This window comes from Pseudomonas cuatrocienegasensis (assembly GCF_900110925.1).
In the GTDB taxonomy this organism is placed as follows: Bacteria; Pseudomonadota; Gammaproteobacteria; order Pseudomonadales; family Pseudomonadaceae; genus Aquipseudomonas; species Aquipseudomonas cuatrocienegasensis.
The window spans coordinates 107,250-121,058 of record NZ_FOFP01000004.1 but is presented as its reverse complement, the minus strand read 5'-3'; the positions used below and the strand labels follow the sequence as shown (position 1 = coordinate 121,058).

Annotated in this window: 9 protein-coding genes; 4 read left to right on the top strand and 5 right to left on the bottom strand. The window is 63.3% G+C overall.

What is annotated here, in order from left to right:
* Window positions 1-485: 485 nt before the first annotated feature.
* The 3 genes from nhaD to rlmF all read left to right on the top strand — a co-directional run bounded on the left by nhaD (window position 486) and on the right by rlmF (window position 3,408).
* Window positions 486-1,862, top strand: a complete 1,377-nt coding sequence (gene nhaD / locus BMW49_RS07470; protein WP_069517726.1) for a sodium:proton antiporter NhaD — start codon at window positions 486-488, stop codon at window positions 1,860-1,862.
* Between the two features lie 49 nt (window positions 1,863-1,911).
* On the top strand, window positions 1,912-2,208 hold the full coding sequence (locus BMW49_RS07465; RefSeq protein ID WP_069517729.1) for a winged helix-turn-helix domain-containing protein: 297 nt from the start codon (window positions 1,912-1,914) through the stop codon (window positions 2,206-2,208).
* Between the two features lie 198 nt (window positions 2,209-2,406).
* Window positions 2,407-3,408: a 23S rRNA (adenine(1618)-N(6))-methyltransferase RlmF gene (gene rlmF, locus BMW49_RS07460; RefSeq protein ID WP_069517731.1), complete on the top strand. Its 1,002-nt coding sequence runs from the start codon at window positions 2,407-2,409 to the stop codon at window positions 3,406-3,408.
* A 296-nt stretch (window positions 3,409-3,704) separates the two neighbouring features.
* Here the strand turns inward: rlmF and BMW49_RS07455 are convergent, their stop codons facing one another.
* The 5 genes from BMW49_RS07455 to BMW49_RS07435 form a co-directional block, all read right to left on the bottom strand.
* Window positions 3,705-4,949 (bottom strand): SLC13 family permease, encoded by a 1,245-nt coding sequence (locus BMW49_RS07455; RefSeq protein WP_069517733.1) that lies wholly within the window; start codon window positions 4,947-4,949, stop codon window positions 3,705-3,707.
* 80 nt (window positions 4,950-5,029) lie between these two features.
* A complete protein-coding gene (locus BMW49_RS07450) occupies window positions 5,030-6,328 on the bottom strand; it encodes an ABC1 kinase family protein (RefSeq protein ID WP_069517735.1) in 1,299 nt (432 codons plus the stop codon).
* A 323-nt stretch (window positions 6,329-6,651) separates the two neighbouring features.
* Complete coding sequence (locus BMW49_RS07445) at window positions 6,652-8,421, bottom strand: methyl-accepting chemotaxis protein (protein ID WP_069517737.1); 1,770 nt, start codon at window positions 8,419-8,421, stop codon at window positions 6,652-6,654.
* A 161-nt stretch (window positions 8,422-8,582) separates the two neighbouring features.
* A complete protein-coding gene (locus tag BMW49_RS07440) occupies window positions 8,583-12,020 on the bottom strand; it encodes an AAA family ATPase (protein WP_069517739.1) in 3,438 nt (1,145 codons plus the stop codon).
* A gap of 82 nt (window positions 12,021-12,102) precedes the next feature.
* Window positions 12,103-12,687 carry a TetR/AcrR family transcriptional regulator gene (locus BMW49_RS07435; RefSeq protein ID WP_069517742.1) on the bottom strand — a complete coding sequence of 195 codons (585 nt, stop codon included), beginning with the start codon at window positions 12,685-12,687 and terminating at the stop codon, window positions 12,103-12,105.
* Window positions 12,688-12,884: 197 nt separating this feature from the next.
* Between BMW49_RS07435 and BMW49_RS07430 the strand changes: the two genes are divergently transcribed.
* Entirely contained in the window at window positions 12,885-13,562 is a 678-nt protein-coding gene (locus tag BMW49_RS07430; RefSeq protein WP_069517744.1) for a type 1 glutamine amidotransferase domain-containing protein, read from the top strand.
* Window positions 13,563-13,809 lie beyond the last annotated feature (247 nt).

Genomic DNA, 13,809 nt, shown 5'->3' with positions numbered 1-13,809 from the left:
CAGCAGCTGAACGAACCTGCCACGCCTTCCCAGCTTGAAAAGCTCGCCGCTAAAGCGCCTCCCACAAGAGTCGCGCTGCCCACACACCCGTAGGAGGGGCTTTAGCCGCGACAGAACCGCGCCCTTACCGGCGCGATTTTTGGCTGTTTTTCAGCAACTGAGCGAATCAGCCACGCTTTCCCTGCCTGAAAATCTCGCCGCTAAAGCGCCTCCTACAAGAGTCGCGCTGCCCACACCACCGTGGGAGGGGCTTTAGCCGCGACAGCACCGCCAGCCGGCGCAACGGCGCGGCACCTGGTCGCAGTCCTCGCCAAGATCATGCAAGCCCAGTCAAACCGCAGCCTGGCGCGTGCAAGGCGCACCGGCCTAACGCAACCCGCATAGCGGCCCTCTGCCATTTCTTCGCCAATTCAGGCATCGTCTGCGCGCGTTATGCGTCACTGGCACTTCCAACTCAAACAAAGCCCTGCAAACGGACCCCGAACATGTATGCGTTGATGGCGTTGATTTTCGTCCTTGGTTACCTGTGTATTGCCCTCGAACACCCGCTCAAGATCGACAAGGCCGCCTCGGCGCTGCTGACGGCAGTATTCTGCTGGACGGTACTGATCCTCGGCGCCGATGTGATCCTGCCGCTGATCGGCAGCGGCACGGCTGGCGCCTTCGACAACGGCCACCACGTCACCGAGGAGCTGCGTCATCACCTCGGGGAAATTTCCGAAATTCTGTTCTTCCTGATGGGCGCCATGACCATCGTCGAGCTGATCGACGCCCACGAAGGCTTCAAGGTGATCACCGACCGTATCCGCACCAACAAGCGGGTCACCCTGTTGTGGGTGGTGGCGCTGATCACCTTCTTCCTCTCGGCCGCCCTGGACAACCTGACCACCACCATCGTCATGGTTTCGCTGCTGCGCAAACTGGTGGCCGATCAGAAGGAGCGCTGGTTCTACGCCGGCATCGTGGTGATCGCCGCCAACGCCGGCGGCGCCTGGTCGCCGATTGGCGACGTGACCACCACCATGCTGTGGATCGGTAATCAGGTCACCGTCAGCGGCATCGTCGGCAGCCTGTTCCTGCCCAGCCTGGTCTGTCTGCTCGCGCCGCTGCTGTGGCTGAGCTTCAGCATGAAGGGCGAAATCCAGCGGCCGCAGGTGCGTGAATCGGAAGAAGAGCGCCGTGACCCGACCACCCCCTTCGAGCGCAATCTGGTGTTTATCCTCGGCATCGGCGCGTTGGTATTCGTACCGGTGTTCAAGACGGTCACCCACTTGCCGCCCTATATGGGCATTCTGCTGGGCCTGGGCGTGCTCTGGGTGGTCACCGAGGTGATCCACCGCGGCAAGAACGACGAAGACAAGCACCCACTGTCGGTGGTCGGCGTACTGCGCCGCATCGACACCACCAGCGTGCTGTTCTTCCTCGGCATCCTGTTGGCGGTATCCAGCCTGGCCACCGCCGGCCACCTGACCCAGGTCGCCACCCTGCTGCGCGAAAGCCTGGGCAACGTCTATGCGATCAACATCGCCATCGGCCTGTTGTCATCGGTGGTCGATAACGTGCCGCTGGTTGCTGGCGCCATGAAGATGTACCCGCTGGTCACCCCCGAGGCGCTGAACCTGGCTGGGGCCGACACGGCCTGGCTGAGCAACTTTCAGGTCGACGGCACCTTCTGGGAACTGCTGGCCTACTGCGCCGGCACCGGCGGCAGCTGCCTGATCATCGGCTCGGCCGCAGGCGTGGCGGCCATGGGCATGGAGAAGATCAACTTTATCTGGTACCTGAAGAAGATCAGCCTGCTGGCATTCATTGGCTATATTGCCGGTGCGGCGACCTATATCGGCATCGCCACCCTTGGCTGATGCAACGGGCCCGGCAGCCAACGCCGGGCCATTTACGCAAGGAACGAGCATGGACGTCAGCAAGACCAAAACCAGCTTCTACCGGCGCCTCTACGTGGCCTGGCTGATCGACAGTGGCAGTGCCGTCAGCGTCGCCGCGCTAATGGAGGCCACCGGCATGCCAAGGCGCACCGCCCAGGACACCCTGGCTGCCCTCGCCGACCTGGATATCGACTGCGCCTTCGTGCAACACCCCGGCGAGCGCAACAACGCCGGCTATTACATGATCCGCAGCTGGGGCGCCATCGACCGCCACTGGATCACCGCGCACCTGCCGCAGATCCGCGCGACGCTTGGCTATCCCTGACCTTGCCCATAGCGCGATACCTTCCCGGGTGTCGCTGCGCTCGACCCAGGCTACCTCTCCTCTGGCCACCCCACGCCCGTAGCCTGGGTTGAGCAACGCGATACCCGGGATGATTTCTGCCCAGACGCATCGCCCCCCTGCAAAGCGCTCCCAGCTATGGGAACATGGGCACTTTCCCGACGACGATCAGCCCCCCGCATGTCCACACCTCGCCATCGCCCGCAGCAAAAGCGCGGCGCACCCAGCAGCGCAAAAGCCGAAAAGGGCCAATTGCACCCGCGCAACCGCCACCAGGGTCGCTACGACTTTCCCGCATTGATCAAGGCCAGCCCGGAGCTGGCGGCCTTTGTGATCATTAACCCCTATGGCAACGAGAGCATCGACTTCGCCAACCCGGCGGCGGTCAAGGTGTTCAACCGCGCGCTGCTCAAGCAGTTCTATGGCATCAATCATTGGGATATTCCGGCGGGCTACCTGTGCCCGCCGATCCCCGGCCGCGCCGATTACCTGCATTACCTGGCCGACCTGCTGGCCGCCAGTAATGCTGGGGAAGTTCCCCGTGGCGCCAAGGTGCGGGCGCTAGACATTGGCGTCGGCGCCAACTGCATCTACCCGCTGCTGGGCAATCGTGAATACGCCTGGCAGTTTCTCGGTTCGGATATCGCCGAAAGCGCCATCGCCGCCGCAAAGACCATTGTCCAGGCCAACCCAGGCCTCAGTGATGCCATCGAGCTGCGCCTGCAAGCGGACAGCGCCCATATCTTCCAGGGCCTGCTGCACAGCGATGAGCGCTTCGACCTGACCCTGTGCAACCCGCCCTTCCACGCCAGCGCGCAAGAGGCCAGCAGCGGCAGCACGCGCAAATGGCGCAACCTCGGCAAGCTCGACCCGAAACGTAAACTGCCGGTGCTGAACTTTGGCGGCCAGGCAGCAGAATTATGGTGCCAGGGCGGCGAGGCGGCCTTCGTCAGCCGTTTGATCGAAGAAAGCGCCACCGTCGGCCAGCAGGTGCTGTGGTTCAGCAGCCTGATCTCCAAGGTCGGCAACCTGCCAGGGGTCTACAACGCGCTGAAAAAAGCCGGCGCCTTGCAAGTCGAAACCGTGGAAATGGCCCAGGGCCAGAAGCAGAGCCGCTTTGTCGCCTGGACCTTCCAGACGCCCGAGCAGCAACAACACTGGCGGCAGACGCGCTGGCAATAATCCCTACTAGGGCACCTCTAAAAACGTAGGCGAGGCAGTCAGCGCAATACCGAAGGCGGCCCCACCTAGGCGGCCCCACAAAACAGGCGAAAAACGGACTGGGCTCGCATGCGAGTTTACGAGCTGTAAATGAGTATTTGATTCGCTTCGCTCACCCCTTCGGGGCCGTGCTAAAGCACGTTCAGCCTTAAGGCTGTGAGCCTGTTTTTAACGCAGCGATGACCACGCACGTCTGCATGGATGCAGGAGGTAGAGCGACGCAGGAAGCCAAAGCCGAGGTAGTTTTTGGAGGTGCCCTACCAGGGCAGCCAGCCACCCAGCACTAACCACCCCCCAGCCAGGCTCATGCTCAGCAGCGTCACCGGCACGCCGCTGCGGGCGAAATCGACGAAGCCCAAACGCACACCCTGGCGCCGGGCGCTTTCGGCAACGATCAGGTTGACCACGCTGCCGATCAGCAGCAGGTTGCCAGCCAAGGTCGACATCACCGCCAGGCCCACCAGCAGGGACGGCGACATCTCCGGCAGCACGCCGAGCAAGAGCATCACAAAGGGCACGTTGCCGATCAGGTTGCCGGCCACCAGCGAAGCCGCAGCGAGCGACAGCACGCCCTGGGGCAGCAACCCGCGATCCGCCAACTGCGCGGCGATGCCAGCCACGGGCGGCAAGGCCATGGCCGCACCGGTGACCACGAACAGCCCGGCGAACAGCAGCAACAGGTTCCAGTCCACCGCCTGCACGTAATCGCGGCTGGCGACGCGGCGCGAGACCATCAACAGCACGGCAATCATCAGCGCCGACCATTCCCGCGGCAGATCGCTGGCAAATAGCCCCAGCAGCACCAGGGTGGCCACGGCCGGTTTGAGGTAACTGCGCGCGCCATAGACCTGGGCGGGTTGTGCCGCCTCGGTCGTCACCGAGTGCGCCGTACCCCAGCGGTGACGCCATTGCCAAAGGATCACCAGGTAGGTGATCAGCAACGCGCCTATGGCCGGGACCGCGGCGATGGCGGTGTAGCCCCAGAAATCCAGACCGCCAGCCTGGCCGATGAGGATGTTCTGCGGGTTACCGATCAGGCTCGCTGCCGAGCCGGCATTACAGGCCAGCGCCAACGCCAGCAGAAACGGCCGTGGATCGAGCCCGCGCGCCAGCAGGCTGTGGCACAGCAACGGAGTCAGGGCGAAGGCGACGATGTCATTGACCAGCACCGCCGAGAGCACCCCGCCCAGCACGACCACTGCCGCCAACAAGCGCGCCGGCTGCGTCGCATAGGACTCCAGCCGGCCATTGAGCCAGGCGTACACGCCCGAGAACTCGAACTGCGCCGAGACCAGCATCAGCGCCAGTAACAGCAGCAAAGCCCCGGCATCCAGATGGCTGGCCGCCTCAGCCGGGGTCTGCGCGCCGATAAACAGCAACAGCACGGCGGCCGCGCCAGCGATCCAGCTGCGGTCCATGCGCAGCCCACGCACACCGCCAGCGGCCATGCCCAGGTAGGTCAACACGAACACGCCCAGTACCACCCATGACATGCTCGTCATGCCACCTTCCTCTTCGCCATCACCCCGCAACAGCGGCGCACTCTAGCAGCCTGTTCAATGCAAGTCGCGGATGACCCGGCTTAGCCCTCGGACAAGCTGGCAGTAAGCGGTGCGTGCAGCAGATCGGCCAGAGGTAGCGCCACGGCCAGTCGGCTGAGGTTCCAGTAGTGGCCCTCCAGGGTGCGATTGACCAACAAGGTGGCGGGGGCTGGTTGCAGGCTGCCGAGGGCGGCCAGCACATCCGGAAGCAACGCCTGAATCTGCTGGTGCAGCGGCGTCGCGGCAAAATCCCAGTGCACACCGCGCTGCAACAGCGGGCCGAGCAAACCGTGCAATTGGCGGTACAACCCGTAGGGAATCGCCGAGCGCGGCTGGCGCGTGCCGAGGGCCTGAAAAGCTTGCTCCAGGCGTTCACCATCACGCGCCTGCAGCGCCAGGTAGGTGCGCGCATAGGCCGTGCGCAATGCTGGCGACAGCGCCTGGACGCAGCCGAAATCATAGACCACCAACTCGCCCTCGGCGGTGTAAGCGAAGTTGCCGGGGTGCGGGTCGGCGTGCAATTGGCCCAGTTCAAAAGCCTGGGCGCTGAGCCAGGCCACCAGGGTGCTGGCCAGGCGCTCGCGGATCGCCAACGGCGCCTGGCCGACCTCGGCGAACGGCAGGCCGGGCTCCTCGCTCAGGGCCAGCACGCCGGGGCGGCACAGGTCTTCCAGCGGCATCGGTAAGCGCAGCCCCGGCCAGGCTGCGAAGTGCGCGCGGTACTGCTGCAGACGGCGCATTTCGGCCGGGTAATCCAGCTCGGCCTCGATCACCCGCTGCAGTTCCTGATACACCGCCTCAAGCTGCGCCGCCGGAGCACGAAACAGCCGGCCTAACGGCAGCAGGCGGCGTACCTGGCGCAGGTCCGCCGCGCAGATCTCGGCAATCCCCGGGTACTGCACCTTGAGCACCAATGCCCGGCCATCCAGCGCCACCGCGCGGTGCACCTGGCCGAGCGAGGCCGCCGCAAAGGGCTGCTCGTCGATATGCTGGAAGAACTGCGCCAAATCGGCGCCATACACCTGCTGCAGATGCGCGCGCAGGGCACTGAAAGGCAAGGCCGGAACGCGGTTCTGCAGCGCGCCGAGCGCCTCGGCCACCGGCGCCGGCAAGACGCCCTGCCACTGCGAGGCCATCTGCCCGAGCTTGAGCACTGGCCCCTTCATCTGCCCGAGCACCTCACTGAGCAGGTCGCCCACCGGCTGCCAGTCGATCCCTGAGCGCCCAGGTCGCAAGCGCTGCCCCAACAAGCTGCCGCCAATCCGTGTGGCGGTGCCGGCGAGAGTCAGAAAGCGCCCCAGGGCTGAGGCGGAAGGCGGTGAAACGGGAGGCTTGGCCATAACGAACGCACTCGTGAAGATCGACCCCGATGATGCGCCCGTCGTCTGCCGGCACCAAGCCCTGACTGCACAAGTGTTGCGTCGACCCTGTCGCGGCTAAAGCGGAACGCCGCCCGGCCCCTCCCACAATGGCGCTTACGCTGATCGTTCCCACGTCGAGACGTCGAACCGTCTCGACGTGGGCATGCAGCCAAAGACACTCCGCGTCTCAAGACGGCGGACGCAGAGCGCTCCAAGAGGGGTTACCACGCAGAGCGGGGGAACCATCGAATGAAAAACATTACGCGCAAGGCGGGCTTTTAACGCTTAGGAGCAGGCGCGCGTCAGGCGCTGGGACCGCTCAGACGGCGCAACGAGTCGGCCAGCCGCTTGACCCGTTCACCGGTTTCGCTAACCAACTTTTGAATCTGATGCGCAGACTCGGCCGAGCGAGTCGCCAAGCTGCGCACTTCATCGGCCACCACCGCAAAACCGCGCCCTGCCTCCCCTGCGCGCGCCGCCTCGATGGCTGCATTAAGCGCCAGTAAATTGGTTTGCGACGAGATGTTGTTGATCACGCTGATAATCTCGCTGATCTTGTCGCTGGACGTGATCACCTGAGTCATTTCCTGGTCGGTGACACGCGCCGCTTCGATCTTTGAACTGATATCCACGCCATAAGTGACGATGTTGCGAACGCGGCCCTCGGAATCGGTGATCGGGCACAGCGTGCAGTTGAACCAGCAGGGATTGTTCTGCGAATCGAAAATCGTGAATTCGCCGACCACCTGCTCGCCCTTGACCACCCGCGCGAAAATTTCCTCGCCCACTACCTCGCGAAGATTGCGCGCTTTGGCTAACAGCTCTTCCTCGTTGCGGTGATGCAAGTGCTTGATGATGAAGGTGTTGGCGCTGGTCAATCGGCCACCCAAGGACCATTCGGCCACCGCGTTGTTAACGCCGATGGCCTCGAAACGCTTGGTGAACTCAAGTGAGCGCTCCTTGGTTTCGGTGATATTCGCCTGAATCGAAATGAAGTTGGTCAGCTGACGCTGTGCATTGAAAACCGGATTGATCGCCAGGGAAATCCAGTAGGGATTCTTATTACGGTCATAGTTGAGAATTTCGTTGTAGAACGGCTCACGGTTGTGAATCTTCTGCCGGATCAGCTCGACAGTCTCCTTGCTGGTATGAGGTCCCTGCAAAAGATGGCCCGGTTTCTTGCCGCGCACCTCTTCAAACGTATAACCGCTGAGGGCCGTGAAGCCACGGTTGACGAACACCACCAATCCCTCGGCATCAGTGATGACAATGGAGTTATCGGTCTCGTTGGTGACCAGCGACATCAGTTCGAATTCATGGCGCTGACGAACCTGGTCACTGATGTCCGAAGCGAACTTGACGATCTTCATCAGCTTGCCGTCGGCGGAAAAAATCGGGTTGTAAGTGGCTTGTAGCCATACCATTTTCCCTTGTTTACCCACCCGCAGAAATTCACCCGCCTGGAACGTACCGGCGCGCAAACACTCCCAAAATTGCTTGTATTCCAAAGAATCGTTGTATTCCGGGCGGACGAACAGGCGGTGATGCTTACCCTGAACCTCAGCCAGGGAATAACCGACAACTTTAAGGAAATTGTCGTTGGCCGTGAGGATGATGCCCTGTGGATCGAACTCGATCACCGCTTGCGAACGGCCGATCGCCTGGATTTGACCTTCGCTGTCGGCGGTGCGGTTTTTCTGCTCGGTGATGTCGGTGGCGAACTTGATGATCCGCGTCACCTTGCCGCCACGCCCGACAACTGGTGTGTAGGACGCATGAACCCAGACATCCTTGCCGCTTTTGGTGATGCGCTTGAACTCGGCAATCTGAGCCTTGCCATCACGCAGCGATTGCCAGAAGCGCTCGTACTCTGCCGATGTGCGTTCACCGTCTTCCACGAACAAACGATGATGTTTGCCCTTTATCTCATCGAGGCCGTAGCCCATAAGCCCAAGAAAAATTGAGTTCGCAGTCAGGATGGTACCGTCTGTATTGAATTCTATAACCGCTTGCGACTTATCGATCGCAGTGATTACAGCTCCTTGATCGGAAAATAAATTAAACAGTGCCATGGCCTGCCTCGATGAAGATCGATTCTGAAATACGCGTCGCATCACGCTAAGAATTAGCGGACACCTGAAACGGTTTCTTCAATAGATAAAAACTATAATATTGTTTGATATTGCGGTTGAATAACCTTTCAATCTGTATAGCATCAAAATAACATCAATTGCTATCCGGCTTTCTGGGTATTGACGCCAAATTCAGGATCCAGGCGGCTGTATCCCAAACCAACGCCTTTGTGCACTTTCAATTGCACCGGAATGCGCTCCTTGAGTGCTTCAACATGGCTGATCACGCCGATCATCTTGCCGCTGGCGTTGAGGTTATCCAGGGCGTCGAGGGCGATTTCCAGGGTTTCGCCGTCCAGGGTGCCGAAGCCCTCGTCGAGAAACAGCGAGTCGATGCGTGTATTGTGGCTGACCAAGTCGGACAACGCCAACGCCAGGGCCAGGCTGACCAGAAAGCTCTCACCGCCCGACAGCGTGCGGCAATCGCGGGCGACATCGGCCTGCCAGGTGTCGATCACCTCCAGTTCCAGCTCGCCGCTGTGGCGGCGCGCCAACTGGTAGCGACCATGCAGACGGGCGAGTTGCTGGTTGGCCAGATACACCAGATGGTCGAGGGTCAGGCCCTGGGCGAACTTGCGGAACTTGGCGCCGTCGGCCGAGCCGATCAGCCCGTTGAGCTGCTGCCACAGGCCGTACTCGCGGGCCTTGCTTTCGATCTCGGCGAACAGCGCCTGCTGGCTACCGCGCCGCGCGTCGTCGGCCTGCAACTGCGCGCGCAGCTCGCCCTGGCGTTGGCTCAGGCTGCGCAGCTGGCCGGCCAGGGCTTGCAACTGCTCATCCAGCGCCGGCACATCCAGCTCGGTTTGCGGTGCGCTGCTGAGTGCGTCCAACTGCGTCTGGGCCGCCACCTGCAAAGCGCTCGCCTCGGTCAGTGCCCGCTCCAGCTCGGCTTTGCGCGCCAGCAGGCGCTGGCGCTCGTCGTCGCTCAATAGCGCTGCCTGAAACGCCGACAGATCGATAAACGGGCTGGCCTGCAGCGCCTGGGACCAGGCCTCGGCGCACTCGGTCAAACGTGTGCGCAGCTGATCGAGCAGCGCGATCTGGCTTTGCTCGCGGCCGCGCAGGGCATCGCCCTCGCGCTGCGCCGCGGCCAAGCTGGCCGCCGCCGTCTCCAGCGCCTGCTCAGGGAGTGTCTGCTTATCCGGCTCGTTGCGCGCCGGCTCACCGCTGGCCTGCCAACGCGTCAGCCACTGCGCCGCCTGCACCTCGGCATCGGCCAGTAGCCGCTGGGCCTCGCGCGCTTGCTCGTGCAGCGCTTGCTGTTGCGCCTGAGCCTGCTGCCAATCGCGCCAGGCGGCCTCCTGCTCGGCCAGCCAGGCGGCGCCATCGGCCGGCAATTCACTGGCAAAACCTGCCAGGCTGGCCAGCAACGCCTGGGCCTGACGGTCGTCCTCAGCCTGAGTGTGTTGCAAGCGCTGGGTCAGCTCGGCGTGCTGCTTGCGGGCATTGTCCAGGTCGCGAGCCAGCAGCGCCTGACGCTGTTCGACGGCGCTCAGTTCACGTTCGGCGCTTTCCCGCGCCTGACGCAAACGCTGCAGCTGGCCCTGCCCGGCCTCGACGGCAGTCAGGCGGCTCTGCAGGCTTGCCAGGGTCTGCTCATGGCTCTGCTGCACGGCCTGTAGCGCGGCGCCATCGGCCAGGCTCAGGCCCTGTTCGGTCTGTTGTTGCTGCCAGTCGGCGTCGAGCTGCTGGCCCTGTTCGCGGTACTGCTCGGCTTGCTGCTGCGCCTGGCTGATCTGCGTGGCCAGGCGGGTCAACTCATCGCGCAGACTGGCGCCCTGGGCTTCCAGGACCTCCAGCTCGCCGCGTGCCTGCGCCAGGGCCTGCTGCGTGGCGGAGACATTCAGCGCCTGGTATTGGCTGATCGCCGGGTGCTCATGGGAGCCGCACAGCGGGCAGGCCTCATCGGCCTGCAACTGCGCGCGATAGGTCTCCAGGGCCTGGATGCGCTGCTCCTGCTCCAGGAGTTTTTCCTTGTCGCTGACCTGCTGTTTGAGCGCCTTGTAACGCTCGCGAAGCTGGTTGATCTCGTCACTCTTGCGCCCGTGCAACTGCTGCAACTGGGCAAGTTGCGGCTGCAGTTCGGCGGCCTGCGCGGCCAGCTTCTCACGCGCCAGGGCCAGGTGCTCGAGGCGGTTCAGCACCCGGCTGCGCTGCTGCAACTGCTGCCAGCTGGCCCGTAGCCCGGCTTCACCCGCCTCGCCCAGCAGGGTTTGCAGCACAGCCTGTTGCTGGGTCTCGGCCTGCTGCGCGGCCTGCAGGTGTGCGTGCGCTGTGCTCAACTGCGCCGCCTGCTCATCGCCCTGGCGCTGCAAGCTGGCGATCTGCTGCGCCTCCTGGGCAAGACGCGCGTCCAGCGCCTGTTGCTCGGCCTGCATCTGCGCACGCTGAGCGAACTGCGCGCGCCAGCCGCCCAGCAGTTCGCCAAGATGCGCTCGCTGGGGCTGGGCGCTTAACTGCGCCTGCAGTTCACGCTGCTTCGTCTCCACCTGCGTCCAGACCAACTGGCGTTGCTGCTGCAACTGCGCGGCGTAGCGACTGGCCTGCCACAGGCTGCTGACCTGCTGTTCGCTGCTCTGCGTAAGCTGGTGCTGCAACGCTGCCAGAGCCGTCTCGCCCTGCTGCAGATCCGCCTGGGCCTGCTGCCAGGCCTGGTGCAGCGGCTGCAAGCGGGCGGCCGGCTCGCTGGCGGCCAGGCGCTGTAACTCATCAGCAGCGCCGGTTTGCGCCTGCTGCGCCTGAGCCAGACGCGCACTGGCCTGTTGCTGCTGGTGCTCGGCCTGCTGCAACGCCTCACGCCAGCGCCGCTGGCTTTGCAGGGCTTGCTGATGCTGCAGCAGCGGTTGTTCTTCGCCTTGCAGCTGCTCGGCCTCGGCCTGTAACGCGGTGCGTTGCGCCTCATCGAGCAGCTCCATGGCCTCGGCGCGGCCCCTGAGCAGGCGCAGGTCCTGCTCCGCAGCCTTGGCCCGTTCGTACACCTGCTGGGAGATGCGCCCGTAGACCTCGGTGCCGGTCAGCTCCTCCAGCAGCTCGGCGCGCTGGTTGGCGCTGGCCTCGAGGAAGGCGGCAAAACCGCCCTGGGCCAGCAGCATGGATTTGGTGAAGCGCTCGAAATCCAGGCCGGTCAGCTCGGCGGTCAGGGTTTCCTTCTCGCGGATCTTGTCGGTCAGGATCTCGCCATCGAGCCGCGCCAGTTCAACCTTCGGTGCCTGCAACGCGCCGTCCACCTTGTCCCGCGCCCGGCGCTGGCTCCAGAACGCCCGGTAGCCCTGCCCCTTCACCTCGAACTCGACCTCGGCCAGGCAATCGGCAGTGTGCCGGGTCATCAGCTCGTTGCCGCCGGCCGACAGCGTGCTCATGCGCGGTGTGCGGTGGTACAGCGCCAGGCAGATGGCATCGAGCAAGGTGGTCTTGCCGGCGCCGGTCGGCCCGGTGATGGCGAACAGGCCGCTGCTGGCGAACGGCTCGGCGGCAAAGTCGACTTTCCATTCACCCTTGAGGGAGTTGAGGTTCTTGAGGCGCAGGCTGAGGATTTTCATGCACGGGTCGCAGGCCGTTGGGGTGGGCCATTCTGGCATTCTCGGGCGCGCGCTGCAGACTTGTGTCGGCGCACGCCCTGACTCAGGCGAGCAGCAGCCTGGTGCTGCGCATGGCCGTCTCCAGCGAGCGCCCGGTACGCTGCAGCTTGTTCAGCAAGCTGGCGCCCAACCAGAGCTGGTAGAGGGTTTCCGCCAGGTGGCGGGCATCACCCTCTGCGGCCAAGCTGCTTTCACGCTGCCCCTGCTCGATACAGGCGGTGATGCGCGACACGATCTGCTCGGCGCCATCGCGCAGGGTCAGGCGCATCGACTCCGACAGGTCGGCCACCTCGGCGCTCAGCTTCACCACCAGACACTCATCACCCTGCCCCGGCGCCACGCAGCGCGCCTGCCAGCCTTGCCAGTAATCCATCAGCCGTTCGTAGGCGCTCAGCCCTGGCAACGCCAGGCGCCGGTCCATATCAGCCAGGTAGGCGACGAAGTAGTGCTCCAGCACGGCCTGGCCATACTGCTCCTTGGATTTGAAGTAGTGATAGAACGAGCCCTTGGGCACACCGGCGGCTTGCAGGATTTCGCTGAGACCAACACCGGTAAAGCCTTTATCAGCCATCAGGCGGTGGCCGGTATCGAGCAGGTGTTGGCGGGTATTGTCGTAGGTCGCTTTCATGGGCGGAACATAGCAAACAATAGACCAGTCGTATATTTCTCATGCACCGCAAAGGCGTCATAAACGCTGAGGTGCAGGCAGAGGGAAAAAATACTAGACGACTGGTCTATTATTGCCTAACCTTTCCTCACATTCTCCGCAGGCAACCACAGCAAGGCCATTCGCCTAACGCTGGCCTGCCAACCCAAGAGGGTTCTATGAAAATTTTGATGGTTCTGACTTCCCACGACCAACTCGGCGACACCGGTAAGAAAACCGGCTTCTGGCTCGAAGAGTTCGCCGCGCCCTACTACGCCTTCAAGGATGCCGGCGCCCAGGTCACTCTGGTATCGCCGGCCGGTGGACAACCGCCGCTCGACCCGAAGAGCGATGAGCCCGACGCACAAACCGCTGAAACCGAGCGCTTTCGCAACGACCCCGCCGCGCAGCAGGCGCTGGCCAATACCGGCCTGCTGGCCGAGGTAAGCGCTGACGATTTCGACGCGGTGTTCTACCCCGGCGGCCACGGCCCACTCTGGGACCTGGCCACCGATATCCACTCGATTTCCTTGATCGAAGCCTTCGCCCGCAGCGGCAAACCCCAGGGTTTTGTCTGTCATGCGCCAGGCGTACTGCTCAAGGTGCGTGATAACGACGGCAAACCGTTGATCGCAGCGCGCAACGTGACCGGCTTCAGCAACGCGGAGGAGGCAGCAGTCGGCCTTACCGAGGTGGTGCCGTTCTTGATCGAGGATGAGTTCCAGCGCCTGGGCGCACACTACAGCAAGACCGCAGACTGGCAGGTGCATGTGCTTACCGATGGCAAGCTTGTCACCGGGCAGAACCCGGCCAGCTCGGCAGCGGCGGCGAAAGCGCTGCTGGCCCTGCTGGGCTGATCCGCGCAGCCACCCAGCAAAAATCGGCGGTGCATACAGTTGGTAGCCTGGGTTGAGCTCCGCGATACCCGGGAATCGATGCCCCGGGTGTCGCTTCGCTCTACCCAGGCTACGCGGTGAGGCATGGCCTGAGTTTTGGCTACGTCCCAATTGGTTGTTACGCCCCTGTAGGAGCGAAGGGGGCGCCTAGCCTTTATTCGCGAAATTCTCGAAAGCATCGCCAATAAAAGTTAGGTGCCCCTTCTCT

Coding starts and splice junctions, on each gene's coding strand:
- nhaD (WP_069517726.1), top strand. CDS start 486: ATGTATGCGTTGATGGCGTTGATTTTCGTCCTTGGTTACCTGTGTATT.
- BMW49_RS07465 (WP_069517729.1), top strand. CDS start 1,912: ATGGACGTCAGCAAGACCAAAACCAGCTTCTACCGGCGCCTCTACGTG.
- rlmF (WP_069517731.1), top strand. CDS start 2,407: ATGTCCACACCTCGCCATCGCCCGCAGCAAAAGCGCGGCGCACCCAGC.
- BMW49_RS07455 (WP_069517733.1), bottom strand. CDS start 4,949: ATGACGAGCATGTCATGGGTGGTACTGGGCGTGTTCGTGTTGACCTAC.
- BMW49_RS07450 (WP_069517735.1), bottom strand. CDS start 6,328: ATGGCCAAGCCTCCCGTTTCACCGCCTTCCGCCTCAGCCCTGGGGCGC.
- BMW49_RS07445 (WP_069517737.1), bottom strand. CDS start 8,421: ATGGCACTGTTTAATTTATTTTCCGATCAAGGAGCTGTAATCACTGCG.
- BMW49_RS07440 (WP_069517739.1), bottom strand. CDS start 12,020: ATGAAAATCCTCAGCCTGCGCCTCAAGAACCTCAACTCCCTCAAGGGT.
- BMW49_RS07435 (WP_069517742.1), bottom strand. CDS start 12,687: ATGAAAGCGACCTACGACAATACCCGCCAACACCTGCTCGATACCGGC.
- BMW49_RS07430 (WP_069517744.1), top strand. CDS start 12,885: ATGAAAATTTTGATGGTTCTGACTTCCCACGACCAACTCGGCGACACC.